The sequence below is a fragment of the Arthrobacter sp. D1-29 genome, from assembly GCF_054130585.1.
Window position 1 is genome coordinate 151,592 of record NZ_CP096383.1, and the last position, 23,256, is coordinate 174,847.

The 23,256-nt window shown below is 64.0% G+C and carries 23 protein-coding genes; 13 read left to right on the forward strand and 10 right to left on the reverse strand.

Annotation, left to right across the window (positions count from 1 at the left end):
* Positions 1 to 52: 52 nt before the first annotated feature.
* The 6 genes from M1E17_RS00700 to M1E17_RS00725 all read right to left on the reverse strand — a co-directional run bounded on the left by M1E17_RS00700 (position 53) and on the right by M1E17_RS00725 (position 6,922).
* Positions 53 to 1,090 (reverse strand): cyclase family protein, encoded by a 1,038-nt coding sequence (locus tag M1E17_RS00700; RefSeq protein WP_457964734.1) that lies wholly within the window; start codon positions 1,088 to 1,090, stop codon positions 53 to 55.
* Entirely contained in the window at positions 1,087 to 2,031 is a 945-nt protein-coding gene (locus M1E17_RS00705) for a fumarylacetoacetate hydrolase family protein (RefSeq protein WP_457964735.1), read from the reverse strand. The genes M1E17_RS00700 and M1E17_RS00705 overlap by 4 nt, the downstream gene beginning before the upstream one ends.
* 6 nt (positions 2,032 to 2,037) lie before the next feature.
* A complete protein-coding gene (locus M1E17_RS00710) occupies positions 2,038 to 3,057 on the reverse strand; it encodes a VOC family protein (RefSeq protein ID WP_457964737.1) in 1,020 nt (339 codons plus the stop codon).
* Positions 3,058 to 3,292: 235 nt separating this feature from the next.
* Positions 3,293 to 4,114 (reverse strand): IclR family transcriptional regulator, encoded by an 822-nt coding sequence (locus tag M1E17_RS00715; RefSeq protein WP_457964739.1) that lies wholly within the window; start codon positions 4,112 to 4,114, stop codon positions 3,293 to 3,295.
* A gap of 85 nt (positions 4,115 to 4,199) precedes the next feature.
* Positions 4,200 to 5,456 (reverse strand): aminopeptidase P family protein, encoded by a 1,257-nt coding sequence (locus M1E17_RS00720; protein ID WP_457964740.1) that lies wholly within the window; start codon positions 5,454 to 5,456, stop codon positions 4,200 to 4,202.
* Between the two features lie 59 nt (positions 5,457 to 5,515).
* Positions 5,516 to 6,922 (reverse strand): MFS transporter, encoded by a 1,407-nt coding sequence (locus tag M1E17_RS00725; RefSeq protein WP_457964742.1) that lies wholly within the window; start codon positions 6,920 to 6,922, stop codon positions 5,516 to 5,518.
* A 506-nt stretch (positions 6,923 to 7,428) separates the two neighbouring features.
* Between M1E17_RS00725 and M1E17_RS00730 the strand changes: the two genes are divergently transcribed.
* From M1E17_RS00730 to M1E17_RS00755, 6 genes are all read left to right on the forward strand, one after another.
* Entirely contained in the window at positions 7,429 to 8,532 is a 1,104-nt protein-coding gene (locus M1E17_RS00730) for an S-(hydroxymethyl)mycothiol dehydrogenase (protein ID WP_457964743.1), read from the forward strand.
* Positions 8,532 to 9,152: an MBL fold metallo-hydrolase gene (locus M1E17_RS00735; RefSeq protein WP_457964744.1), complete on the forward strand. Its 621-nt coding sequence runs from the start codon at positions 8,532 to 8,534 to the stop codon at positions 9,150 to 9,152. Before M1E17_RS00730 ends, M1E17_RS00735 begins: the two co-directional genes overlap by 1 nt.
* Positions 9,153 to 9,270: 118 nt before the next feature.
* A complete protein-coding gene (locus M1E17_RS00740) occupies positions 9,271 to 11,571 on the forward strand; it encodes an FdhF/YdeP family oxidoreductase (RefSeq protein ID WP_457964745.1) in 2,301 nt (766 codons plus the stop codon).
* Positions 11,572 to 11,732: 161 nt separating this feature from the next.
* The gene (locus M1E17_RS00745; RefSeq protein ID WP_457964747.1) at positions 11,733 to 13,709 is read left to right on the forward strand and encodes an amino acid transporter; all 1,977 of its coding nucleotides are present in this window, start codon (positions 11,733 to 11,735) and stop codon (positions 13,707 to 13,709) included.
* Between the two features lie 48 nt (positions 13,710 to 13,757).
* Positions 13,758 to 15,668 (forward strand): DUF4118 domain-containing protein, encoded by a 1,911-nt coding sequence (locus M1E17_RS00750; RefSeq protein ID WP_457964749.1) that lies wholly within the window; start codon positions 13,758 to 13,760, stop codon positions 15,666 to 15,668.
* Positions 15,665 to 16,336, forward strand: coding sequence for a response regulator (locus tag M1E17_RS00755; protein WP_457964751.1), 672 nt, complete (start codon positions 15,665 to 15,667; stop codon positions 16,334 to 16,336). The genes M1E17_RS00750 and M1E17_RS00755 overlap by 4 nt, the downstream gene beginning before the upstream one ends.
* Before the next feature lie 48 nt (positions 16,337 to 16,384).
* On the opposite strand, the gene M1E17_RS00760 is transcribed toward M1E17_RS00755, so the two are convergent.
* Complete coding sequence (locus M1E17_RS00760) at positions 16,385 to 16,852, reverse strand: hypothetical protein (RefSeq protein ID WP_457964752.1); 468 nt, start codon at positions 16,850 to 16,852, stop codon at positions 16,385 to 16,387.
* A 290-nt stretch (positions 16,853 to 17,142) separates the two neighbouring features.
* Positions 17,143 to 17,544, reverse strand: a complete 402-nt coding sequence (locus M1E17_RS00765; protein ID WP_457964753.1) for a nuclear transport factor 2 family protein — start codon at positions 17,542 to 17,544, stop codon at positions 17,143 to 17,145.
* A gap of 82 nt (positions 17,545 to 17,626) precedes the next feature.
* Here M1E17_RS00765 and M1E17_RS00770 point away from each other — a divergent pair, with 82 nt between their 5' ends.
* Positions 17,627 to 18,010, forward strand: coding sequence for a winged helix-turn-helix transcriptional regulator (locus M1E17_RS00770; protein ID WP_457964755.1), 384 nt, complete (start codon positions 17,627 to 17,629; stop codon positions 18,008 to 18,010).
* A gap of 47 nt (positions 18,011 to 18,057) precedes the next feature.
* Here M1E17_RS00770 and M1E17_RS00775 read toward each other — a convergent pair whose 3' ends face one another.
* Positions 18,058 to 19,023 (reverse strand): GlxA family transcriptional regulator, encoded by a 966-nt coding sequence (locus M1E17_RS00775; RefSeq protein ID WP_457964757.1) that lies wholly within the window; start codon positions 19,021 to 19,023, stop codon positions 18,058 to 18,060.
* A gap of 134 nt (positions 19,024 to 19,157) precedes the next feature.
* Here M1E17_RS00775 and M1E17_RS00780 point away from each other — a divergent pair, with 134 nt between their 5' ends.
* From M1E17_RS00780 to M1E17_RS00805, 6 genes are all read left to right on the forward strand, one after another.
* Complete coding sequence (locus tag M1E17_RS00780; RefSeq protein ID WP_457964758.1) at positions 19,158 to 19,796, forward strand: isochorismatase family protein; 639 nt, start codon at positions 19,158 to 19,160, stop codon at positions 19,794 to 19,796.
* 141 nt (positions 19,797 to 19,937) lie between these two features.
* The gene (locus M1E17_RS00785; RefSeq protein WP_457964760.1) at positions 19,938 to 20,516 is read left to right on the forward strand and encodes a pyridoxamine 5'-phosphate oxidase family protein; all 579 of its coding nucleotides are present in this window, start codon (positions 19,938 to 19,940) and stop codon (positions 20,514 to 20,516) included.
* An 18-nt stretch (positions 20,517 to 20,534) separates the two neighbouring features.
* Entirely contained in the window at positions 20,535 to 21,041 is a 507-nt protein-coding gene (locus M1E17_RS00790) for a GNAT family N-acetyltransferase (protein WP_457964761.1), read from the forward strand.
* 96 nt (positions 21,042 to 21,137) lie between these two features.
* The gene (locus tag M1E17_RS00795) at positions 21,138 to 21,515 is read left to right on the forward strand and encodes a DUF7793 family protein (protein ID WP_457964762.1); all 378 of its coding nucleotides are present in this window, start codon (positions 21,138 to 21,140) and stop codon (positions 21,513 to 21,515) included.
* A 29-nt stretch (positions 21,516 to 21,544) separates the two neighbouring features.
* The gene (locus M1E17_RS00800; protein WP_457964764.1) at positions 21,545 to 21,883 is read left to right on the forward strand and encodes a hypothetical protein; all 339 of its coding nucleotides are present in this window, start codon (positions 21,545 to 21,547) and stop codon (positions 21,881 to 21,883) included.
* A gap of 120 nt (positions 21,884 to 22,003) precedes the next feature.
* Entirely contained in the window at positions 22,004 to 22,411 is a 408-nt protein-coding gene (locus tag M1E17_RS00805) for a hypothetical protein (RefSeq protein WP_457964765.1), read from the forward strand.
* A gap of 13 nt (positions 22,412 to 22,424) precedes the next feature.
* On the opposite strand, the gene M1E17_RS00810 is transcribed toward M1E17_RS00805, so the two are convergent.
* Positions 22,425 to 23,237 carry an IclR family transcriptional regulator gene (locus tag M1E17_RS00810; RefSeq protein ID WP_457964767.1) on the reverse strand — a complete coding sequence of 271 codons (813 nt, stop codon included), beginning with the start codon at positions 23,235 to 23,237 and terminating at the stop codon, positions 22,425 to 22,427.
* Positions 23,238 to 23,256 lie beyond the last annotated feature (19 nt).

Below are 23,256 nucleotides of genomic sequence, written 5' to 3' on the forward strand. Positions count from 1 at the left end.
TCCTTTGTATTGACGGCTTACTGCTGATGATGACGCTGTTGGCTGCTGGACGCTACCTGAGGGCGATGGGGTTTACGGGTGAGCCCACGGCGCCGGTGATGGGAAGCGGCGCCGCGGTCAGCAGGAAGTCGTACCTGCCGTCCGCTGCACATGCCTCTGCCAGGAGGTCCGGGTCCCACATCTCGCCCAGGAAAAGCCCGAGGTTGGGGATGGCGATTTGGTGCAGGGGCTGGAAGGCGCCGTCGAACTCGTTGGGGCGGACTTCGAAGCCCCAGGTATCGGTGGCGATCCCGGCGATTTCGCTTTCGTGCAGCCAGGGCGCGGTGGTGAAGGACAGCCCGGGTGCCGAGCCGCCGGCGTAGTCGCCCCAGCCGTCACGGCGGACCCTGGTGTGCTGCCCGGTGCGGATCACCACGATGTCGCCGCGGCCTACCCTGGAAGTGGCGCCCTGCAGTTCGATGGTGCGCTCCAGGTGCTCCGGGGTGATGGCGAAACCGTCCGGCAGCTCGCCGTCGTTCCTTCCCAGTTCCGGCCCGAGCGCACGGCCAACGTCCAGCAGGACGCCGCGGGTGACGATCTTGGCTGCGGCGGTTTCGATGCCGGTCACCAGGTCGCCTTCGGAGGTGACCACGTCGCCGGCGGCGCGGCCGTTCCAGGCCTTGCCCTGGTCGAAGATGTGGCCCAGGCCGTCCCACTGCGTGGAGCACTGCAGCGGCATGGCGATCACGTCGTCTGCACCGCCGAAGCCGTGCGGGAAGCCCTGGTTGCCGCGTTCGGCGTCCACCCCGGTGTCCGTCATGGTGTGGACGGGGTTGGTGCGGCGGCGCCAGCCCTTCTGGGGGCCGTTGGTGTCGAACGGCTGGGACAGTGAGAAGGCCTCGCCGGTCTTCACCAGTGCCGCGGCTTCGATGCGCTTGGCCGCGTCGATGAAGTTCAGGGTTCCCAGGACGTCGTCCTCGCCCCAGCGGCCCCAGTTGTTGTGGGCCTTGGCCATGGCGCGGATGCTGCCCAGCGGGTCGTCACGGCGGATCACCGGGGTATCGGCCGATTCTCCGGTGGCGGTGGTTGGTGCTGTGTCCTGAGTGGTCACTGGACTTCGTCCTTGCAATGGATCAGCTGGGTGCCCAGGCCAGTGATGGTGCCTTCCATCACGTCGCCGTCCCGGAGCAGCCGGCCCCAGTGCTGGCCGTTGCCGGCCGGGCTGCCGGTGAGGACCAGGTCGCCGGCCCGCAGCGGCATGATCTGCGAGGCTTCGCTGACCAGCTTGGCCACGCCGAAGATCATGTCCTGCGTGGACTCGTCCTGCATTGGCTTGCCGTTGAGCTTCAGTGTCACCTGGACGTCCTGCGGATCGCCGAAGAACTTGGCGGGCACCAGCAGCGGTCCGGTGGGCAGGAAGCCGGGCGCGTTCTTGGCGCGGTACCAGTCCGAGCCGATAGCCGGCATGTCCTTGCGGAAGACGTATTCCCGGGTGGTGATGTCGTTGACCATGGTGTAGCCGAACACGTAGTCCAGGGCTTCCTCCGGGGTGACCCGGAACGCTGTTTTGCCGATCACCGCAGCGAGCTCCAGCTCCCAGTCGTGCGACGTGCTGTAGGACGGAAGGGTGAGGTCGTCCGTGGCGGAAGCGATCGCCGTGGGGAGCCCGATAAAGAAGTATGGCGTTCCCTGGCCTGCGCGCTTGTCCATCATTGCCGCCGTCTTGGCGCGCACTTCCTCTTCGTCCTGGCCCGGTTCGCGGTGCGCGGCGGCGAGGTCGATCACGTGCTTGCGGTAGTTCGCGCCGGTCTGCAGGACCTGGACTGGCTCCACCGGGGCGAGAACCTCGACGTCGGCCAGCGCCAGGCCGGTATCCCCGCCTGCCGAGGCGGCCAGGGCGTCCAGTTGAGCTTCGGTTGTTTCCCAGTGCTCGATCAGGGAGTTGATGTCCCCGTCCAGCGGAAGTACCCGGTCACCCACCAGCAGGCCCGCACGGGCTTTGCCGTCGCCCGCCTCCTGGAAGCGGATCAGGGCATATGTTGCTTCAGGCATATCTCTCTAGCCCCGTCCTTGCTTGGCGTAGGGGTTGAGCAGGGCTTCCTTCATCTCGGGGGAGGCGCCTTCTTCGGTGGCGGTGAAGCCTTCGGCCGGCGGGAAGGATTCGGTCATGGAGTGCGGCATGGCGCCGTTTTTGTAGAAGTTGTTGGAGCCCAGCGACGGCTTCCAGGTGTTCGCTTCCCAGTCCGGGACGTAGTTGCGGTAGCCACCGGAGTTGAGCTCCACCCGCAGGCCGGAGGGGTCGCGGAAGTACAGGAAGTTCTGCTCGCCCACACCGTGGATGGAGGGGCCGTATTCCATCGGGGTGCCGTTTTCCATCATGACGTCGGCGGTGCGGAGTAGGTCCTCGGTGGCGTCCACCCAGAACGCGATGTGGTTGACGCGGCCGGCGCGGCTGGAGGTGTCCAGGACCACGCCGAGGTCGTGGGACTTTTCGTTGGTGGTCAGCACGGAGAATACGGTGATGGGTGCCTCGTCCAGGTCAACGAATGCCATGACGCGGAAGCCCAGGGCCTCGTTGTACCACTTGGCGAAGCCGCGGACATCGGAGGACGCCACGGTGACGTGGTCCAGGAAGCGGGGTGCGGCGGCGTGGCTGCTGCGGCGCTCCGGCCGGTCCGGGTAGGTGGACTCGAAACCGGGTTCCGCGACGAACTTCTCGACATCGAAGAACAGGCGCATGCGGTGCCCGTAGGGGCCAGTGAATTCGTAGGCCTTGCCGTAGCCGTGGCCGCCGGCAGTCCAGCTGCCCTGGACACCTGATGCTTCGACGCGTTGGGCGGCGGCCTCGAGGGCAGCTTGGGAGTTGGTGCGCCACGCCATCCGGCCCAGCGACGCCTCAGGTCCTTCGGTGATGACCAGGCTGTAGCGGTAGTAGTCGCCCCAGCAGCGCAGGTAGACGTTGCCGCCCACGCGGTCGATGATGCGCATGCCGAACTTTTCCTCGTAGAACTTGGCGGAGGCTTCGACGTCGGGGGTGGTGATCTCGAGGTGGGCAAGATGGGAGAGGGGAGTTTCCACGCTGAATTCCTTCTGGATACTGGCTGCGGTTGGGTTGCTGCAGGTCTTGCAACTACTGTGACGCAACGCATGTATTCGGGGAAGGCGAACCTTTTGATAGCAAGTATCTGTCTGGCAAATACGATTGCCGGTCAGCTGATGCTTACTAAACCCGGCTGGGTTCCCGATAGTTCAGAAGCCCAACTGGGTCGCGCTAACTGTCGTAATAGGCCCCCATAACGACAGTTAGTGCGACCTAGTTGGGACGGGCAGAAGGTTCCTGAGCGCGCCCACCCAGGCGGGCGGTGACTTTCTGCGCGGCAGCGGCGCAGGCTTCCCCCAGGCTCTGCAGCCTGTCCGGGGAGACGCGGAACTTGGGCGCCGGGATCAGGACGGCGGCCACCACGTCGCCGCGGTGGTCATGGACGGGGGCCGCGACGCCCACCTCGTCGATGGAAGATTCCCCGTAGTTGATTGCCCAGCCCCGGTTCAGGTCTTCCTTGAGCCGGATGAGGTATGCCTCCAGGCTGCTGTCGTCCAGGCCGGGATACGTGATGGCTCCGCCGCGCAGCAGCGACCGGACGCGCTCGGCTGGTTCCGCGGCCAGGAAAACCTGCACCGAAGAGCTCATGGCGTCCCGGTACCTGGCACCCAGCGGGGTGGTGTGTTTGATCTGCTGGTGGCTGGCAATCTGTTCCACACACATGGACTCCAAACCGTTCCACACCATCAGCGCACTGGTTTCGCCGGTCTGCTCCGCGAGCTCGCGCAGGACCGGATAGGCCACCCGCCGCTCTTCAAGCTCAGCCAGGAGCGGGCCGGCCACCGCGATCAGTCCCAGCCCCAGCCGGAACCGGCGCGTCTCCGCGTCCCGTTCCACCAAATGTTCCTGCTCGAACGTGGCGAGGATCCGCGACACCGTGCTTTTGTGCAGCCCAACGCGGTTCGCGATCTCGGTGACGCCGAGCAGGGGCTCCTCAGCGGTGAACGTGCGGAGGACGGCGATGGCGTTCACGATGACGGAGGCGCCTTTGGTATCGCCGTTGCCTGGGGTCTCACTGGATTCTGCTGCAGTCATGGTGTTCCCATCATTCCCTACCTGAACGCCGGAAAGCGGCGCCGCAGGAAAATGCGGCGCCGCTTTGCGGGGGGCTATTGAAGGCCTAAGCGCCCACGATGTTGTGCTCGGGTCCAAACGGGAACTTAGTGATGTTCTCCGCGCCGTCCTCGCCTACCACCAGAATGTCGTGCTCGCGGTAGCCGCCCGCGCCGGGCTGGCCATCAAGGACGGTGATCATGGGCTCCATGGACACCACCATTCCCGGTTCCAGCACCGTGTCGATGTCCTCGCGCAGTTCCAGCCCGGCCTCGCGTCCGTAGTAGTGGCTCAGGACGCCGAAGGAGTGGCCATAGCCGAACGTGCGGTTGGCCAGCAGGCCATGGCCCACATAGATTTCGTTCAGTTCCGCGGCGATGTCCTTGCAGACAGCGCCTGGCTTGATCAGCTCAAGGCCGCGCTTGTGGACCTCCACGTTGATGTTCCACAGCTCCAGCGACCGCGCGTCGGGTTCGCCGAAGAACAGCGTGCGCTCCAGTGCGGTGTAGTACCCGGAGGTCATGGGGAAGCAGTTCAGGGACAGGATGTCGTGTTCCTGGATCTTCCGGGTGGTGGCCCAGTTGTGGGCACCGTCGGTGTTGATGCCGGACTGGAACCAGACCCAGGTATCGCGGATTTCCGAATCCGGGAAGGTCCGCGCGATCTCGTGGACCATGGCTTCGGTGCCGATCAAAGCCACCTCGTACTCGGTGATCCCTGCACGGATTGCATTGCGGATGGCCTCGCCGCCCAGGTCGCCGATCCGCGCACCGTGCTTGATGACCTCGATTTCCTCTGCTGACTTGAACATGCGCTGGCGCATGGCCGCCTGGGCCACGTCCACCAGGGTTGCCGACGCGAAGGCCACCTGGATCTTGTTCCGGTTGTCCAGCGGCAGGGAATCGTCCTCGACGCCGAGGCGGCGCGGGTTGATGCCGCGGGTCCGCAGGACCTCCTGGATGGCAAAGATGTAGTTGTCCCGGCGCCAGTCGGTGTACACGAGGTTGTCGCCGTAGCTGCGGCGCCAGGGCATCCCGGCGTCGATGTTGGCCGTGACCGTGACGGTGTCGTCCTTGGTGACAACCATGGCGTAGGAGCGGCCGAAGTAGGTGAACAGGAAGTCTGAGTAGTACTTGATGGAGTGGTAGCTGGTAAGGACGACGGCGTCCAGTTCCTTCTCTGCCATGATCCGGCGGAGACCGGCCAGCCGGCGTTCAAACTCCGTATCCGAGAAGGTCAGCCGGACCTTCTCGCCGTTGTTAAGGACTTTCGTGCGCTCCAGTTCGGCGACGGACGTGGCGTTATCTGATGCTGTGGTGGTCATGTTGGTGCCTTTCTGTGGTGCTGTTTTCGTGAAGGGGAAATCTTGGTGCTGGCCAGCGCCTATTCGTGGCGCAGCGGTTCATTGCAGGTTTCGCGGGAGAGGGCGACGGCGATCAGCGAGATGACGGCCGCGGCCACGAGGTACCACGCCGGAGCCAGGTCACTGGCGGTGGCCGCTATCAGCAGCGTGGCCATAAACGGGGCGGTGCCGCCGAAGAGCGCATTGGAGAGGTTGAAGCTGACCGCGAAGCCGCTGTAGCGGACCCGGGTGGGGAACATCTCGGCCAGGAAGCTGGGAAGCGTCCCGTCGTTGAGGGTGAGCATGGCGCCCAGCAGGATCTGCACCAGGACGATGACCAGGAAGTTTCCGGTTCCCAGCAGGGCAAACGCGGGCACGGTCAGCAGGATGAAGGTGACAGAGGCGGTGATCAGCACCTTCTTGCGCCCGTAACGGTCCGAGAGCATGCCGGTCAGGAAGATAAAGCCGATGTAGGTAACCAGCGCGATGGTAGTGGCGAGGAACGATTCGGTCGCGCCGAGGCCCAGTTCCGAGGACAGATAAGTGGGCATGTAGCTGAGGATCACGTAGAACCCGACGGCGTTGAGCAGCACTGCTCCGACGGCCTGCAGCAGCTGCCGCCAGTGGTTCCGGAACAGGCTGGACACCGGTGCCTTCACGGCCTCGCCTTCGGCCGCCAATTCGCGGAACACTGGGGTGTCTTCGAGCCTGGTCCGGATGTACCTGCCGATGAGGCCCATGGGTGCTGCCAGCAGGAACGGCAGCCGCCAGCCCCAGCCTTGCATGGCGTCGGAGCTCAGCAGGACTGTCAGCAGGCCCGCCATCAGGGAGCCGAGGAGCAGGCCGGCGGCGGTGCTGGCCGGAACCACGGCCGCATACAGGCCGCGCCTGTTGGCTGGAGCGTACTCCACCAGGAAGGCTGACGCCCCGGCGTACTCACCGGAGGCGGAGAACCCCTGCACCACCCTAATCAGCAGGAGCAGGACGGGGGCCCAGATGCCGATCGTGGCGTAGCCGGGGATCAGGGCAATACAGAATGTTGCCCCTGACATGATCAGGATGGAAAGGGAGAGAGCTGTCCGCCGGCCCACCCTGTCACCGATATGCCCCCAGACGAACCCGCCGAGTGGGCGCACCAGGAATGAAATCGCAAACAGGGCGAACGTCAGCAGCAGTCCGGTTTGAGGGTCTGAGTCTGGAAAAAAGACAGTGGCGATGGTTACGGCCAAATAGCCGTAAACGGCGTAATCGAACCATTCAACAAAGTTGCCGATAAAGCTGGCCGCCACCACTCTGCGGCGGGTGTCTTTGCTGACGCCGTTGCTGGTCTGGTCAAGTCTCCGGCCGGTCAACGTGCTGCTTCCGGACAAAGAGCCGTCATACCCGCTATTCGACTCTTGGCCTGCACGTCCCGCAAGAGGAGACGGGGAGGGAGTTTCGTTACTCATAGGTCCACCAGGGTGTGTTGGGGTTGCAGTGAACGCAACGCTGTTGCACCAGAGTAAGCGTGACTTGCACCACAAGTCAATGGGTTGTGTGCTCTTCAAATAGAAAATGCAGCATGCCGCCGGGAGTAGGGCGCGCAGCCAGGGCGGGTGGCAGTTGGGTTTGGATTGTTGCATTGAACGGGATACTGTTGCGGCTAGAGCCTACTTGCGGCCCTTTTTGGTGCATTCTTGGGAGTGTGCGGCCAAGGTCTGCTATTGACACCGCAGGAGTCGGCTGCCATATTCGTCATAACGCGCTATGTGCGTCTAGTTGTGTAATACGCAATTTGCAGGAGTGTGTGAACGTAGTGTCTCCACGTGATGAGGACCTTGAGTTGCCCCGCTAACCACCCCTTTGGGTACCCCTGGCCATACCTTTGGGTAGCCGCAGGCAAACGCTCAAGCTTCTAGTATTTGTTAGTCGGGTCGGCGCTCTTCGCCCGGCCAACGAAAGGAACACAGGAAATATGGTTCACAAAGTCAAGGCAGTCATCGCCAAGGAAAAGAATGCTCCGGTTTCGGTGGAGACCATCCTGGTGCCGGACCCGGGACCGGGCGAGGCCTTGGTGGACATCCTCACCTGCGGCGTCTGCCACACTGACCTGCACTACAAGCAGGGCGGAATCACTGACGATTTCCCCATCCTGCTGGGCCATGAAGCCACCGGCGTGGTCAGTGCAGTAGGCGCCGGCGTCACCGACGTGGCGCCAGGGGACCGGGTGATTCTTAACTGGCGTGCCGTGTGCGGCCACTGCCGGGCCTGCGCCAAGGGGCAGCCGCAGTACTGCTTCAACACCCACAACGCCACACAGAAGATGACCCTCGAGGACGGCACCGAACTTTCGCCGGCCCTCGGTATCGGCGCCTTCGCCGAGAAAACGCTGGTGGCCGCCGGGCAGTGCACCAAAGTGGACGACGACGTGGATCCCGCTGCCGTGGGGCTGCTTGGCTGTGGGGTGATGGCCGGCATTGGCGCCGCGATCAACACCGGCGAGGTCAAGCGCGGCGAGTCCGTGGCCGTGATCGGCTGTGGCGGCGTAGGCATCGCCGCGATCGCCGGGGCGAAACTGGCGGGTGCCACCACCATCATTGCGGTGGACATCGACGCCAACAAAGTGGAGCTGGCCAAGTCCCTGGGCGCCACCCACGGGATTGATTCCTCCACGACTGACCCCGTCGAGGCCATCCGGGCCCTCACCGGAGGCAACGGCGCCGATCTGGTGATTGACGCCGTCGGCCGTCCTGAAACGTACAAGCAGGCGTTTTACGCCCGCGACCTTGCCGGCCGCGTGGTGCTGGTGGGCGTCCCGACGCCGGACATGAAGCTTGAGCTGCCGCTGCTGGATGTTTTTGGCCGGGGCGGCTCGCTGAAGTCCTCCTGGTACGGGGACTGCCTGCCCTCCCGGGACTTCCCGATGCTGGTCCAGCATTACAAGCAGGGCAACCTGGACCTGGACGCCTTTGTGACCGAGCGGATCACCATCGACCAGGTGGAGGAGGCGTTCGCCAAAATGCACGAGGGCAAGGTCCTCCGCTCCGTGGTTGAACTCCCTGCGGCGGTGCAGCTCTGATGGCCGCCACCATCGAGAACCTGGTCACCTCGGGCACGTTTTCGCTCGACGGCGGCACCTGGGACGTGGACAACAACGTCTGGATCGTGGGCAATGACGAGGAATGCGTCATTATCGACTCGCCGCACGACGCAGCAGCGATCATCAGCCAGGTCCGCGGCCGGAGGGTACTGGCCATCCTGCTGACCCACGCGCACAACGACCACATCGGCGCCGCGCGGGAAGTTGCCGAGGCAGTGGACGCCCCGATCTGCCTGCATCCTGACGAACTGATGCTGTGGGAACAGGTCTATCCCGGCGGCAAGCCGGACCGGGATCTGGCCGACGGTGACGTGTTCGAAGTCGCAGGCGCCACGCTGCGGGCCATCCATACCCCCGGCCACTCGCCCGGCTCCACGTGTTTCTACCTGGAAAGCGAAGGGACAGTCTTCACCGGAGACACCCTCTTCAACGGCGGCCCCGGCGCCACCGGCAGGTCCTACAGTGATTACCCCACCATCCTGGCGTCAATCCGGGATCGCCTGCTGACCCTCCCGCCCGAAACGGTGGTGCGTACCGGCCACGGCGACAGCACCACCATCGGAGCGGAGCGGGAGACGCTGGCGAAGGTTTCGCAGTAGCCAGCGAATTCGCAAGAGCCTGTTACAGGGTGCGCCGGGAAATGCCCGGCGCGCCTCGATGGCACCCAAACAAAACACCAGTACAAGCAAAACGTTGGCCGGTAAGGAAGTTGGAACAATGAAGTTCGGGAAACAGCCCGCCCCCGTCGCGGACATCAACGAGGACGAACTCTCCGTCCACAAGCCCAAGACCGAGGCCGCCGGCGTCAAAGCTGTGTTTGTGGCCCTGGAGCGTGCCGTTGCCCAGGCCGGGGTGCCCCGCACGGCACAGTCGCTGCTGCGGCTCAACCAGCGCGGCGGGTTTGACTGCCCGGGCTGCGCCTGGCCGGAGTCGGACAAGAAACGCAAGGCCGCCGAGTTCTGCGAGAACGGTGCGAAGGCCGTGGCCGAGGAAGCCACCCTGCGGACCGTGGGGGCTGAATTCTGGGCCCGGCATTCCATTGCCGATCTGGCCGGGAAGACAGAGTACTGGCTGGGCAACCAGGGCCGGCTGAGTGAGCCGGTGGTGATCCGCGAGGGGGAAACCCACTATTCGCCGATTTCCTGGGCTGACGCGTTTGAACTGATCGGCGAACATGTCCGGGCCAGCACGCCGGAACGCTGCGTCTTCTACACCTCCGGCCGAACAGCCAACGAGACAGCATTTATGTACCAGCTCTATGCCCGGGCCTTGGGAACCAACAACCTGCCGGACTGCTCCAACATGTGCCATGAGTCCTCCGGCTCGGCCCTGAACCCGACCATCGGGATCGGCAAGGGCACGGTGTCGCTGGATGACATCCACGATTCCGAGCTGATTTTTGTGGTGGGGCAGAATCCCGGCACCAACCACCCCAGGATGCTCTCGGCGCTGAAGGACTGCAAGGACAGGGGCGGCAAGGTGGTGGCGGTGAACCCGTTGCCGGAGGCCGGCCTGTTCAACTTCAAGGATCCGCAGACCGTTTCAGGTGTGGTGGGCGGCGGCACGCCGCTGGCCGACGAGTACCTGCAGATCAAGGTGGGCGGGGACCTGGCGCTGTTCCAGGCGCTGGGCCACCTGCTGTTCCTGGAGGAGGAACGGAACCCGGGTTCCGTCGTCGACCGTTCCTTCATTGACGCCCAGACGGACGGTTTTGAGGCTTACCGTGAGGCCCGCAAGGAACTGGACTGGGCCGAGACGGAGAAGGCCACCGGCCTGTCCCGGGAGCAGATCGAAACTGTGGCCGGGATGCTTATCAGGTCCAAGGCCACCATCTTCTGCTGGGCCCTGGGTGTGACGCAGCAGCCGCATTCGGTGGACACCATCAAGGAAATGGTCAACGTCCTGCTGCTGCAGGGCAATTTCGGCAAGCCGGGCGCTGGTGCCTGCCCGGTCCGCGGGCACTCCAACGTCCAGGGCGACCGGACCATGGGGATCTGGGAGAAGCCAAAGGAGTGGCTCCTGGATGCGCTGGATTCCGAGTTCGGGATCCAGTCCCCGCGGCACCACGGCTATGACGCCGTGGAGGCCATGGAAGCGTTCGAACGGGACGAGGTGGACGTTTTTGTGTCCATGGGCGGAAACTTCTCCCTGGCGTGTTCGGACACCGAAACCCTGGAAGCCGGAATGCAGCGGATCGGCCTGACCGTCCACATTTCCACCAAGCCGAACCGGTCCCACGTGGTCCACGGCCGCACGTCCCTGATCCTGCCCACGCTGGGCAGGACGGACAAGGACGACAAGCACCCCAAGGGCGCCCAGTTCCTGTCCGTGGAGGACTCCATGTCGGTGGTCCACTCTACCCAGGGCAGGCTTCAGCCTGTGTCCGAGCACCTGCTCGCCGAGCCTGTCATCGTGGCCAGGATGGCAGAAGCCACCTTCGGCCCGGGCCACTCCGTGAACTGGAAGGCCATGGCCGAGGACTACGACGTGATCCGGGAGCACATCGCCCGCGTCCTGCCCGGGTTCGAGGATTTCAACGCCAGGGTCCGGACCAAGAACGGGTTTGTGCTGCCCAACCCGCCGCGCGACACCCGCTCCTTCGCCACGGACATCGGGCGCGGGCGCTTCACGGTCAGCCCCCTTGAATACCTCAGCCCGCCCGAGGGACATCTGGTCCTGCAGACCATGCGCAGCCACGACCAGTACAACACCACCTTCTACGGGCTGGATGACCGGTACCGCGGCATCTCCAACGGCCGCCGGGTGATCCTGGTGCACCCCGAGGACCTGGCTGAGCTCGGCTTCCAGGACCGCGACCTGGTGGACGTGGTCAGCACGTTCCGGGGCCAGGACCGGAAGGCCGACAGTTTCCGGCTGGTGGCCTACCCCACGGCCAAGGGCTGCGCCGCCGCATACTTCCCGGAGGCCAACGCCCTGGTCCACAAGGAAAACGTCGCCCGCGAATCCAACACCCCCGGCTTCAAAGCCATGTTCGTCCGCTTCGTGCCGCACGCCTGAGGACCAGCGGCTGCGGGCGGAGAGGACCGGCGTTTCCCTTCACATAGACGGGGCGGCATAAAGGATGCATTAAGAAAACCCCGTTCCGGTCTGCGCTTTCTCTGCCGGTGCTAGCTTCGATTCCTGTTACGGCGCCTCCAGTGCCGTGGAGAAAGGAATTGATGACCACCTTGACCAGGCCTCCGGCGGACCCTTCGGCCCCGCGGCCGACGGCAGCGGCAGGGCTAAGGACATGGCTGCTGTCCGGCCTCCAGGACAGTAAAGGTTCGCATCAGGGTCCGGGCAGCGTGGGCCCGGCGCAGGAAGAGAAGCATCCTTGGTGGCAAGTGATGTGCCTGACCGGTGTTGACTACTTTTCCACCCTTGGCTATCAGCCGGCCATCGCAGCCCTGGCTGCCGGTGTCATTTCTCCGCTGGCGACGCTGGTGCTGGTTGCTGTCACGCTCTTGGGCGCCTTGCCTGTGTACCGCAGGGTGGCGCGGGAGAGCCCGCGGGGGGAAGGGTCCATCGCGATGCTTGAGCGGCTGCTGCCACGCTGGGGCGGCAAGCTGTTCGTGCTGATTCTGCTGGGGTTCGCGGCTACGGACTTCATGATCACCATCACCCTCTCGGCGGCGGACGCCAGCGAACACCTGATTGAAAACCCTCTTGTCCCGGGATGGCTGCATGGGCAGAACATCCTGGTCACCCTGGTGCTGCTGGCGCTGCTGGCCGCCGTGTTCCTCCGCGGATTCAGGGAAGCAATCGGCGTGGCCGTGGTTTTGGTCATCGTCTACCTTGGCCTTAATGCCGTTGTGGTGGCTGTGACCATGGCCGGGGTTATCAACCACCCGGCTGCTGTTGACGACTGGTGGACAACCTTGTGGACTTCCCACGGGAATCCTCTGATGGCTGTGGCTGTCGCGCTGATCGTCTTCCCGAAGCTGGCACTGGGACTGTCCGGCTTCGAAACCGGAGTGGCCGTCATGCCCCAGGTCCGGGGCGGTCAGGATGACACCGAAGACAATCCTGCGGGGCGCATCCGGGGGACCCGGCGCATGCTGACCTCGGCAGCGGTGATCATGAGCTCGTTCCTGATCACCACCAGCTTCATCACCGTGGTGCTGATCCCGGCGCACGAGTTCCAGGACGGCGGCCAGGCCAACGGCCGTGCCCTGGCTTACCTCGCCCATGAATACCTGGGCGTCGGCTTCGGCACGCTCTACGACGTCAGCACCATCGCCATCCTTTGGTTCGCCGGCGCCTCGGCCATGGCAGGACTGCTGAACCTGGTCCCGAGATACCTTCCCCGTTACGGCATGGCCCCTGAATGGGCCAAGGCAGTCCGGCCCCTCGTGCTCGTGTTCACCCTCGTCGGGTTCCTGATCACCTGGCTCTTCGAGGCCGACGTCGATGCCCAGGGCGGCGCTTACGCCACCGGCGTGCTGGTCCTGATGACGTCCGCGGCTGTTGCCGTGACGCTCTCTGCCCGCCGCCGGAAGCAGCGCAAACGCACGATTGCTTTCGGTGCCATCGCTATGGTTTTTTCGTACACCACGGTGGCAAACGTCGTCGAACGTCCCGATGGCATCAGGATCGCCGGGCTCTTCATCCTGGGCATCATCGTGATCTCCCTTCTCTCCCGCGTCCGGCGTTCCTTCGAACTGCACGCAACCCACGTGCACCTGGACCGGCAGGCATTGGAGTTTCTGGCGCCCAACCTTGAGGGCCCGATATCGATCATCGCGCACGAACCGCTGCGGATAACCGCCGAGGCTTACCGGGATAAGCTCGCTTCCGCCATTGAGGTCAGCCACCTGCCCCTGGACCAGGAGGCATTGTTCCTTGAAGTCATCGTCGATGATTCCTCCGACTTCGAAACCACACTGGAGGTTCGTGGTGTGACGCGGCACGGATACCGCATCCTGGAGGTCCACGGCCCGGTGGTGCCGAACACCATCGCGTCTGTGCTCTGTCACATCCGGGACGTCACGGGATTGATGCCGCACATCTATTTTCGCTGGACAGAGGGAAACCCGCTCACGAACCTCCTCCGTTTCCTGTTCCTGGGCGAGGGCGAGATCGCACCTGTCACCCGCGAAGTGCTGCGCGAAGCAGAACCGGACGTCACTAAGCGCCCGTGGGTCCACGTGGGCTGAACCGCTGGCAATGAAGGCATGCCGGGCGCCTGAGTGAACAATGGAGCCATGGCACAAGGCAATATGAGTAGTTTCCTGGGAGCTGCGCCGGGGGCCGGAACCACGATCGTCGTCGGCGTGAGCGGCCAGACCGGGGACGAGGCACTCGTCCGCCGCGGAGTGAGGATGCTGGCTGCTGCCGAAGGCGGGGAGCTCCATGTGGTGCATGTCCGCACAAGGACCGCCGCGACGGGGCCCTCAAGCAAAGACCTGGAACTGCCGCGCAATCTGGCCACCGAATTCGGAGGGGTGTTCCACGCCGTCGGCGGTGAGGAAGTGGCCGCGACGCTCCTTGAGTTCGCCAGGAGCGTGAACGCGAGCCAGATCATCCTGGGAAAGCCCCGGCGGCGGTCGATGCTCCAGCCCAGGCCCGGGACGGTGGCCTCTGTGGTGGCAAATGCCGGAACCATTGACGTTCACCTCATTGGCCAAGAGCCCGGGCCAGCCGGAGCTGCCCGCCGGAAACGGCCGCGGCTTGGGCGGCACCGGGAGGCGGCTGCGTTTGCCCTGGCTGTGGGTCTGCCCCCGCTGCTGCAGTTCGTCCTGGAGTTCCTCCCTCACGACCAGCTGTCCACGGACATGCTGGTTCATTTGACCGGGGTGGTTGGCGTGGCGTTGCTCGGCGGGGTGTGGCCTGCCGTTGCGGCAGCTGCTCTGGCGGGCCTGATCGTGAATTACTTCAGTGTCAGGCCAGTGGGTTCGCTGTCCGTGATTGACCCGGAGAATGTTCTGGCCCTGCTGGTCTTTGTTCTGGTGGCTGTGGCTGTATCGATGGTGGTCGACCGGTCCGCGAAGCTCAGCAAGGAGGCACACATTGCCCGCGCGGAAGCGTCCATCCTGGGTGAATTGAGCCGCAGGGCGGTAGCCGAGGGAAACAGTATTCCGGCGTTCCTGGATCAGGTCCGGGAGCATTTCCAGGCAGGCGGGGCCGCCTTGTGGACCCGGGAGGAGCCCGGTCCGGTCCGGGACGGCGACTGGGTCCTGAGGGAATTCTCGGGTTCGTCCCGGCCGGCTGCGGTCTCCGATGCAGACTCGGTGGAGCAGATGGACGCTGACAGGATGCTGACTCTGACCGGCAGGGAGCTCAACCAGGATGAACGGCGGCTGCTGGCCGCTTTTGGTGCGCACCTGCTGGCCATGCTGCAACGTGAAGAACTGACTGTGAGCCAGCGTGAAAACCTTCGCCTGGCGGAGGGAAACAAAATGCGGACCTCCATTCTGCGGGCCGTTTCCCATGACCTCCGCACGCCCCTGGCCGGAATCAAGCTGGCCTCCGCCACCCTGCGTGACAGGACCGTAACCCTTCGTGGGGAGGAGCAGGATGAGCTCCTGGCCACGATTGAGTCAGGGGCTGACCGGCTCGACGGGCTGGTGAGCAACCTGCTGGACATGTCCAGGATCACTGCGGATGCTGTTTCCCCGTTAATCCGTCCGGTGCATTGGGCTGAGGTGGTGGGCGTGGCCCTGCGCGGAATAGCGTCAGACCGGGTCCGCGTGCTCTTGCCCGGCAACATGCCTCCGGTGGATGCCGATCCCGGCATGCTGGAGCGGGTCATTGCCAATCTTGTCGAAAACGCCCTGAAGTATGCCCCTGATTCGGACGTCACTATCGCCGGCGCCGTCGGTGGGGCCGGGAGCGCAAGAATTGGCGACGTCCCGGCCAGCGAGCTTACCGTCGTCGATCATGGACTGGGTATCCCGGCAGAGGAGGTGCTGTCCATGTTCAGGCCTTTCCAACGGGCAGATGACACGACGGCAGGAACAGGGATCGGGCTTGGCCTGGCCGTGGCAAAGGGCTTCACCGAGGCTATGGGCGGAGTCCTGCTCGCAGAGCCAACCCCAGGCGGAGGCCTGACCATGGTGGTGCGCCTGCCGCTCTCCACCGGCGCACTCCCCGAGACCGAAACGGCGAAGCCATGACGACGGTGCTGATCGTCGATGACGAAGTCCAGATACTCCGCGCCCTGCAGATCAACCTGAACGCAAGGGGGTTCTCAACCCTTACGGCGCTCACCGGGCAGGCCGCACTGGACCAGGCAGCCGAACACCCCGTGGACGTCATCATCCTGGACCTGGGTCTGCCTGACCTGGACGGGGTGGAGGTGATCCACCGGCTCAGGCGCTGGAACGGCGTGCCAATCGTGGTCCTCTCAGCCAGGCACGGATCCGATGACAAAATCCAGGCCCTGGACGCCGGGGCGGATGACTACGTGACCAAGCCTTTTGGAATGGACGAGCTCCTGGCAAGGCTGCGCGCTGCGCTGCGCCGCGGGACAACGGGGGAGGCTCCCGTTGTGGAAACCGACAGCTTTACTGTGGACCTGCCCGCGCAACGGGTAACCCGGAGAGGCATGCCCGTCCGCCTGACTCCCACCGAATGGAACATCCTGGAACTTCTGATCCGGAACAATGGCGCCCTCGTCACCCATGAGAAACTCCTCACGGATGTATGGGGACCCGCTTACATCGGCGAGACAGCCTACCTCCGGGTCTACCTTGCCCAGCTGCGGAGAAAGCTTGAAACGGACCCTGCCAACCCCAGGCACCTGCTCACCGAAACCGGGCTGGGTTACCGCTTCCAGGAATAACCTGACGGCAGGATCGGGGCCGGACGGTCTTGCTGGCTGGATTTCCGGCTAACTGTCTGTTGCCACCTGGCTGGTCCGCCTGCGCCGCAGCCGCGACACGTGCGATATCAGGGCGCCCGACTGCGTGAGGACCAGGACGGTCAGCAGTGCCGCCGCCACATGCGTGTCCAACATGAGTTCCATCGCGTGGTGGCCGCCGGACGTTTGGGCCGGTGGGAGTGGCTGCCAGATCAGCACTCCGTGGGCATGCCCGGGCGATGTGCTGCCCGAGCCACCGGCGAAACCGGCGAACACCAAATGCAGCACCTGCTGAACCAGGCCCGAGGCCAGGAGCAGCGCCCAGAACCGGAGGTTCAGGCCCGCGAGCATGGATGCTGCCATGCTTAGCAAGGCGGCAATTGCCAGGAGAACCGAGGGGCCTGGGACCGCCGCGCCGCTCAGGAAATGCGCTGCGGCGCCCAATGTAACGGCCAGCGGGCCGGACGCCCTGGCGGCGTAGATTCGCCGTCGAGGCAAGTTCCTTGCCGTCACCGGCCACCTCCCAACCGCTGTCCCCTGACGCATCTGACCCACCCAGGCAAAAGTGCGTCCTCGGTTGGATACTTACCCCTTTCGGGGCCGCTCACACCAGGCTTTCACTGCAGGGTTGTGTTCGTAACTAGTACGAGGAGCTATCGGCGCAGCAACTCCGACGGCGCATGGCCGAACCGTTTGCCACGCCACAACCGGAATGCTCCGGCGCGAGCAGGCCTGGCAGCCGGCAGCACAGGTGCCAGTGCTGCCGGCCGCGGTGCCCGGGGGATCAGTTAGGCGCGTCCCCAGAAGGCGTCTTCCGCCTGGCCGTCCTCGGAGAATAAGCGCACTTCGGCGATTTTTCCGTTGCGTACCGTGAGGAGGTCTACGCCGGACATATCCATTGCCACGTCCGCTCGCTTGCCGGAGAACCTGACCGGGACTGCCACGAACTCGCCATTGACCATGGCGGGTCCGGTGACGGCGAGCTGGAAGGTGCCCTGGCTTGCTTCCATCATCCCGCCGAGCAATGAGCCCACGCCATCGATTCCTGAATGGTCGCCGGAGAACTGATTCGCACCGGGCTGGTGCCACACCACGTCGGGGCTTAGCAGTGCCATCGCCGCGGGTACGTCACCGCGTCCGAGGGCGTCAAAGTATGAGGCGGTCACGGCCGCCGGAGTCTGGTCAGTCATCTGGTTCTCCTTTGCTTGGGCTTACCCGCCTATGGTTACAGCCGGTAACCTGTTACATCAACGTAACTAAGGAGGTTTTGCCGTGACTGTGCCGGCTTGGAACGTCATGGTGGCAACGTGTCCCTCGCGGACTTCCTTGGCGAAGATCGCCAACAAGTGGACGGCCATGATCGTCATTGCTCTCAGCGGGGGCCCGTTGAGGTTCGGTGAACTGCGGCAGGCTGTGGACGGCATCAGCGGCAAGGTCTTGGCCGATACCCTGCGGGACCTGGAACGGGACGGGATCGTGGGCCGGACCGCCTATGACGAAATGCCTCCGCGCGTCGAGTATGAGTTGACCGCTCTCGGCCAAACCCTGCGTGAGCCACTGACGGCGCTGGGCCTCTGGGCTGAGGAATACATCGAAGACGTGATGTCAGCGCGTGAGTCCTACGACAGGCGTGTCACCCCGGCCGCGTTCACTTAGGCCGTTGCTTTCCGCGGCCCTGGGGGCGGTGGAACGGGCTGGCGTTGTCAGTACGACGTCGGACGCGTGAGCCGGGCGTCAAAGTGGCGCCTGTATTCGGTTGGGGTGGTGGAAAAGGCGGTTGCGAAGTTTTGCCGCAGGGTAACGGCGCTGCCGAAGCCGCAGTCAGCGGCAACCTGATCAACGGATAAGTCCGTGGTTTCCAGCATCCGCCGGGCAGCGTCGAGCCGCCGGGTGCGTATCCACGCAGAGGGTGTTGTCCCTGTTGTTGCCCGGAAGGCGCGGACGAAGGTCCGCCGGCTCATGTGCGCTTGGGCGGCGAGGCGATCGATACTGAGGGGCTCGCCCAGGCGGCCCAGCACCCATTCGAGCAGGCGTGCGATCGGGTCATCTGAGGAGCGCGGCGGAACGGGGTGTTCTATGTACTGCGCCTGTCCGCCCTCCCGATGCGGGGCGATGACGAGGCTGCGGGCTACCTGGTTAGCGGCATCCGCCCCGAGCCGGCCCCGGACAAGATGCAGGCACGCGTCCAGTCCTGATGCCGTGCCGGCCGACGTCAACACGTCACCGTGATCGATATACAGCACGGTTTGATCCAGGAAAACATCAGGGTGGCGGACAGCGAGGGATCCGAACGCTTGCCAGTGGGTGACTGCCCGGCGCCCAGAAAGCAGACCTGCATCGGCAACGGGGATGGCACCGAGGCAAAGCCCCAGGATTGTCACACCGCGCTGGTGTGCTTCCTGAAGCACGCGCCGCAGCGATTCGTTCGGAGCGCGGCCGTCATCGAACCAGGAGGGCACCACCACGACGTCCGCCGCTTCCGCCGCGGCAGGGCCCTGGACCTCTCCCAGTTGGTAACCCTCTGCTGTTCGAACATGGCTGGCCTGGTCTGAGAAGAGGACGGTCTTCCATTCCGCAAGTCCCTGACGTGTCACCTCGTCGAAAACCATCTGTGGCACAGCAAGGTGGAACATGGTTACTCCGTGGAAGGCGTAGATCGCGATGCGCATTCGATTCCTCTCAGCTTTGGCCTGAATCCATCGTATATGGGCCTCCGTGCCACTGGTTGTGGTTGCCTGTGGCGGGAAGGATGGAATGGTTGCCACCCGGCGGCAAGCGAACCACTATTTGGGAGAACACCACCATGAGCACCCCTCGCCGCGCCCTTATCCTCATCGATGTGCAGCAGCAGTACTTCGGCGGACCCTTCGAGATCCAGTACCCGCCGCACCAGGAGTCCCTACCGATGATCGCGCGGGCTGTCGACGCAGCGACCGCCGCGGGCATCCCTATCGTGGCCGTACAACACAGCGCGGGTGAGGGTGCTCCGGTCTTCGCACCTGGCACCCCCGAATTCGAACTTCACCCACAGATCGAAGGCCGCAGAACCGAGGCATGGAAGGGTGTCGTCAAACAGTATGGTTCCGTCTACGCAGACACCGACCTCACTGGGTGGCTGCGGGAGCAGGACGTCGACACCGTCGCACTGGTCGGTTACATGACCAACAACTGCGTCCTCGCTTCGGCCGTTGAAGCTGAATCCCTGGGCTTCACCACCGAGGTCCTTTCGGATGCCACCGGGGCTATCAACCTCGCCAACGATGCGGGCTTCGCGGACGCAAAAACAGTTCACACCACTTTGCTCACCCTGTTGAACTCAAACTGGGCAGCTGTCAGCACCACTGATGAGTGGGCAGATGCCCTTGAAGCGGGGCAGACGCTGAAAAGAAGTGATCTCGGCAGCTCGGCAATGGCCGGGGCCGCGCGCCTGGCCCGCGCCTAACCTGCTCCCTCGGCTCCTCCCTAAGAGGAGCCGAGGAGCCCGCCAGATGTCCCAACTTCCCTTTGTCTGCTCGCCTATTTCTCCGATGCCGTTTCTGAGACGGTGTTTGAAGGCCGCTCCTGCCCGTGGGAGCGTGTTCTCATGAGCAAGGTATACGGTGCGATCGACGAGCGGCTGACAAAATTCATCGCACGGCAAGTTGTCTTTTTTGTGGCCACTGCGCCGCTCTCGGGGGACGGTCATGTCAATGTCTCGCCGCGCGGGCTGCCCGGCACCTTTGCTGTCCTCGACGAGCGCACCTTCGCCTGGCTCGACGTTACCGGCAGCGGAAGCGAAACCATCGCCCACCTCAGGGAAAACGGCCGCATCACGATTATGTTCTGCGCCTTCGACGGCCCGCCGAACATCGTCCGCCTGCACGGCACGGGGAGGGTGGTCAGCCGGTACGACGACGAGTTCGAGTCGCTCGCTCAGCACTTCGACGACAAGCCTGGCGCGAGGGCCGTCATCGTGGTTGACGTCGTCCGTGTTTCGGATTCATGCGGGTGGGGCGTTCCGCTGATGAGCTTCCAAGGTCATCGCGATCTGCTTGGACCGTACTTCAAACGCAAAGGGACGGACGGCAGCGCCGAATACCGGATCGCCAAGAACCGCATCAGCATCGACGGGCTTGCCGCCTACGACTTCGACACCGCAAGGGCGACGCTGCAGGATCAGTGACGCAGGGGGAAAATATTCGTGGAGTTAACCGATGGGGTTATCCGGTTGTCCCCGCTTTGCCTGGAGGACATCGAGCCCCACCTCGCGGGGGAAGATGCCGAGCTTGTTCGCTGGCTCAGCGGGGGCATTGGCACCCGGCAGTCCGTCGAGGAATACATCAGGCGCTGCCTGGATCAGTGGGAAACCGGCGGGCCAGTGCATGCCTTTGGCATACGGGTTGGCCTGGCAGAACTCGCAGGCACCACCGAGGTGCAGTTTGATCGGCCGTACCTGGGGCCCGGCACTGTGAACATCAGCTATGGACTTTATCCTTCATGGCGCGGCCGGGGTATCGCCACGCGCGCGCTCCTCCTTGCAGGCGCTCACGCCGCCGCGGCAGGGGCAGCCCAAGGAGTTCTCAGAATCGAACCGGGGAACACCTCATCGGTTGCCGTCGCCCTGCGCGCCGGCTACATTCCCTTTCGGCAGAGCGAGGAGAGTGATGGCCGGCAGTTCAATTGGTACACAAAGACCCTGCCAGCGTAAGAGCTCCCTCGTGCATCCATGAAGACCAGGCCAGAACCTATGCCACAGTTGCGGTCATCTAAGATCGTCTAAACACAGCCCGGCAAGGAGTCCACCGTGAAGCACACCCCCATCGACAGCGGAAAGGCCACGCTGGAGCTTCTTCCAAATGGCGTCGTAAACCTGACCTGGCAGCGCCATGCCAACCTCGAGATAGCAGACGTCACCGCTGCAATGGCCAGCCTGGATGATGTTTGCCACGGAGTACCTCACCCGTTGCTGGTTGACATGGGCGGCACCATGGGTGTCAGCCACGACGCACGTGAAGCATTCTCAGCCCCGTCTGCGGCATCCCGGATTGCGCTGCTCGGCTCGACTCCGGTTGACCGGATCCTTGCTAACTTCCGTCCCGCCGGCTCCTATCCATGCCCCACACGCTTCTTCACGGATCGAACCGAGGCGATGAGCTGGCTGTTGCAGGACCCCACAGACTAGTCACGCTGGGGAATGGAATCTGAACAGCCATGCTCGATAGCAATTCCGTAAGTTACCTGGTTTCACTGATCAAGAATTTCGATTATTCGATGTTGAGCGACGCGGAGTGGAATGCGTTAAAGGACGTCGATGTGTTAGACAACGTGCAGCTGACAGCGGCAATCCGTGATGTTGTGAAACCCGAATACGCTTCCTGGGACGCGTCCTCCAGACAGCTGGTGAACAACGCCCTGGAAGCTGGCCTGGCGCTCCCGGACTACGATTTCGCGCCCGTTCTTCGCAACGTGGAGATGCCCTTGGCTCAAGATCTGAATCCCCGGACATTTTTCCTCCTGATACAACAGGTGCTTGTCGAACAGCAGGGTTGACCTCGCCTTAGTGGCGTGTGAGCCGGCGTGGAGTGTGGACACCCGGCTATCCACGTATTCCGTGAGATGTGCGGGAGGAATAGCAAGGACACCAGGCTCTGGGGCCGCCCACCTGGGCAGATGCTGCTCCTGCGCCTGATCGCCCGTTCCACCTGGCGCTGGGCAGTGGGAACCGCGGTGGCTCTGTTGCTCATCCACATCATCGGGGACGTCTTCCCGGACACTTTTTCCGTTCCGCTGATGGCGGTGTTTGGCGGATTCCTGCTGGCCGGCAGCCAATGGTGGGCACTTCGCATGCCGCTGCGGGATGGGCTTCTTTGGGTGGCCGGGTCAGCAGTTGCCTGGGCCGTGGCGGTCCTGCTGGGTGTCCAGCTGACGGCCGGAGCGGGTTGGAGGATTGAACACACCGTTGTCGGGGTGTTGACGGGCTTGCTGGTGGGCGCTGCAACCGCGTCCATTTGGGCATGGCATCTGTTCGGCAGTACGTCCGGGGCGCGCGGCCGGGTGCTGCGAACAGGGGCACCTTGACGGTGGGCCGGCATCACCTTGTCCGGGTGTAGCCCATCTTGGCGCTGATCTGGAGTCCGGCCTGCTTCAGCGCCTCAAGCAGCCCGGGCTCCTTTTCCGGATCAAAGCGGAAGGCAGGCCCGGAGATGCTGACGGCGCCGATCACCGTGGCCAGGTGGTTGTGGACGGGCACGGACACGGAGTTGAGCCCGATCTCGAATTCCTCCAGCGCCAATCCGTAGCCCTGGCGGGCGACTTCCAGCAGCTGCGCTTCGAGTTTGTTGCGGTTGGTGATGGTCCGGGGAGTCCTGGCCTGCAGTCCGGTTTCCTTCAGGACGCGGTCCCGTTCCTCGACGGACAGCGCGGCCAACAGGACTTTTCCGCTGGAGGTCGCGTGAAGGGGCGTGAGGCTGCCCACCCAGTCATAGGTGGCAAGCGATGAAGGACCCATGGCCTGGTCCACGTTGACGGCGAAGTTGGACCGCAGCACGGCCAGATTTACGGTTTCCTTGAATTGCTCGGCCAGGCTTTCAATCACCGGGCGGGCCTCCCGCACCAGGCTGAGCCGTCCGGGAATGGAGCTCGCCAGCCTCAGGACGCCGAAGCCCAGCTGGTACTTTCCACGTTCGCTGTTCTGGTGGACCATCTCCCTGGTGACCAGCGCGCCGAGAAGCCGAGAGGCGGTGGACTTGTGGATGCCCATTTCCTCGGCGATTTCGCTGACGCCTGCATGGCCGTCGCGGGCCAGGATTTCCAGCACCGCAAGTGCCCGGTCCACGGACTGAACGCCGCCGTGCTGCCCGCCCTCGGCGTCATTCTCAGATTCAGGGTCAGTCTTCGAAGCCATGATCCATACTCTCAAGTGG

Coding starts and splice junctions, on each gene's coding strand:
- M1E17_RS00720 (WP_457964740.1), bottom strand. CDS start 5,456: ATGACCACCACAGCATCAGATAACGCCACGTCCGTCGCCGAACTGGAG.
- M1E17_RS00755 (WP_457964751.1), top strand. CDS start 15,665: ATGACGACGGTGCTGATCGTCGATGACGAAGTCCAGATACTCCGCGCC.
- M1E17_RS00740 (WP_457964745.1), top strand. CDS start 9,271: ATGAAGTTCGGGAAACAGCCCGCCCCCGTCGCGGACATCAACGAGGAC.
- M1E17_RS00805 (WP_457964765.1), top strand. CDS start 22,004: ATGCTGCTCCTGCGCCTGATCGCCCGTTCCACCTGGCGCTGGGCAGTG.
- M1E17_RS00725 (WP_457964742.1), bottom strand. CDS start 6,922: ATGAGTAACGAAACTCCCTCCCCGTCTCCTCTTGCGGGACGTGCAGGC.
- M1E17_RS00800 (WP_457964764.1), top strand. CDS start 21,545: ATGCTCGATAGCAATTCCGTAAGTTACCTGGTTTCACTGATCAAGAAT.
- M1E17_RS00780 (WP_457964758.1), top strand. CDS start 19,158: ATGAGCACCCCTCGCCGCGCCCTTATCCTCATCGATGTGCAGCAGCAG.
- M1E17_RS00735 (WP_457964744.1), top strand. CDS start 8,532: ATGGCCGCCACCATCGAGAACCTGGTCACCTCGGGCACGTTTTCGCTC.
- M1E17_RS00730 (WP_457964743.1), top strand. CDS start 7,429: ATGGTTCACAAAGTCAAGGCAGTCATCGCCAAGGAAAAGAATGCTCCG.
- M1E17_RS00810 (WP_457964767.1), bottom strand. CDS start 23,237: ATGGCTTCGAAGACTGACCCTGAATCTGAGAATGACGCCGAGGGCGGG.
- M1E17_RS00765 (WP_457964753.1), bottom strand. CDS start 17,544: ATGACTGACCAGACTCCGGCGGCCGTGACCGCCTCATACTTTGACGCC.
- M1E17_RS00745 (WP_457964747.1), top strand. CDS start 11,733: ATGACCACCTTGACCAGGCCTCCGGCGGACCCTTCGGCCCCGCGGCCG.
- M1E17_RS00785 (WP_457964760.1), top strand. CDS start 19,938: ATGAGCAAGGTATACGGTGCGATCGACGAGCGGCTGACAAAATTCATC.
- M1E17_RS00705 (WP_457964735.1), bottom strand. CDS start 2,031: ATGCCTGAAGCAACATATGCCCTGATCCGCTTCCAGGAGGCGGGCGAC.
- M1E17_RS00715 (WP_457964739.1), bottom strand. CDS start 4,114: ATGACTGCAGCAGAATCCAGTGAGACCCCAGGCAACGGCGATACCAAA.
- M1E17_RS00750 (WP_457964749.1), top strand. CDS start 13,758: ATGGCACAAGGCAATATGAGTAGTTTCCTGGGAGCTGCGCCGGGGGCC.
- M1E17_RS00775 (WP_457964757.1), bottom strand. CDS start 19,023: ATGCGCATCGCGATCTACGCCTTCCACGGAGTAACCATGTTCCACCTT.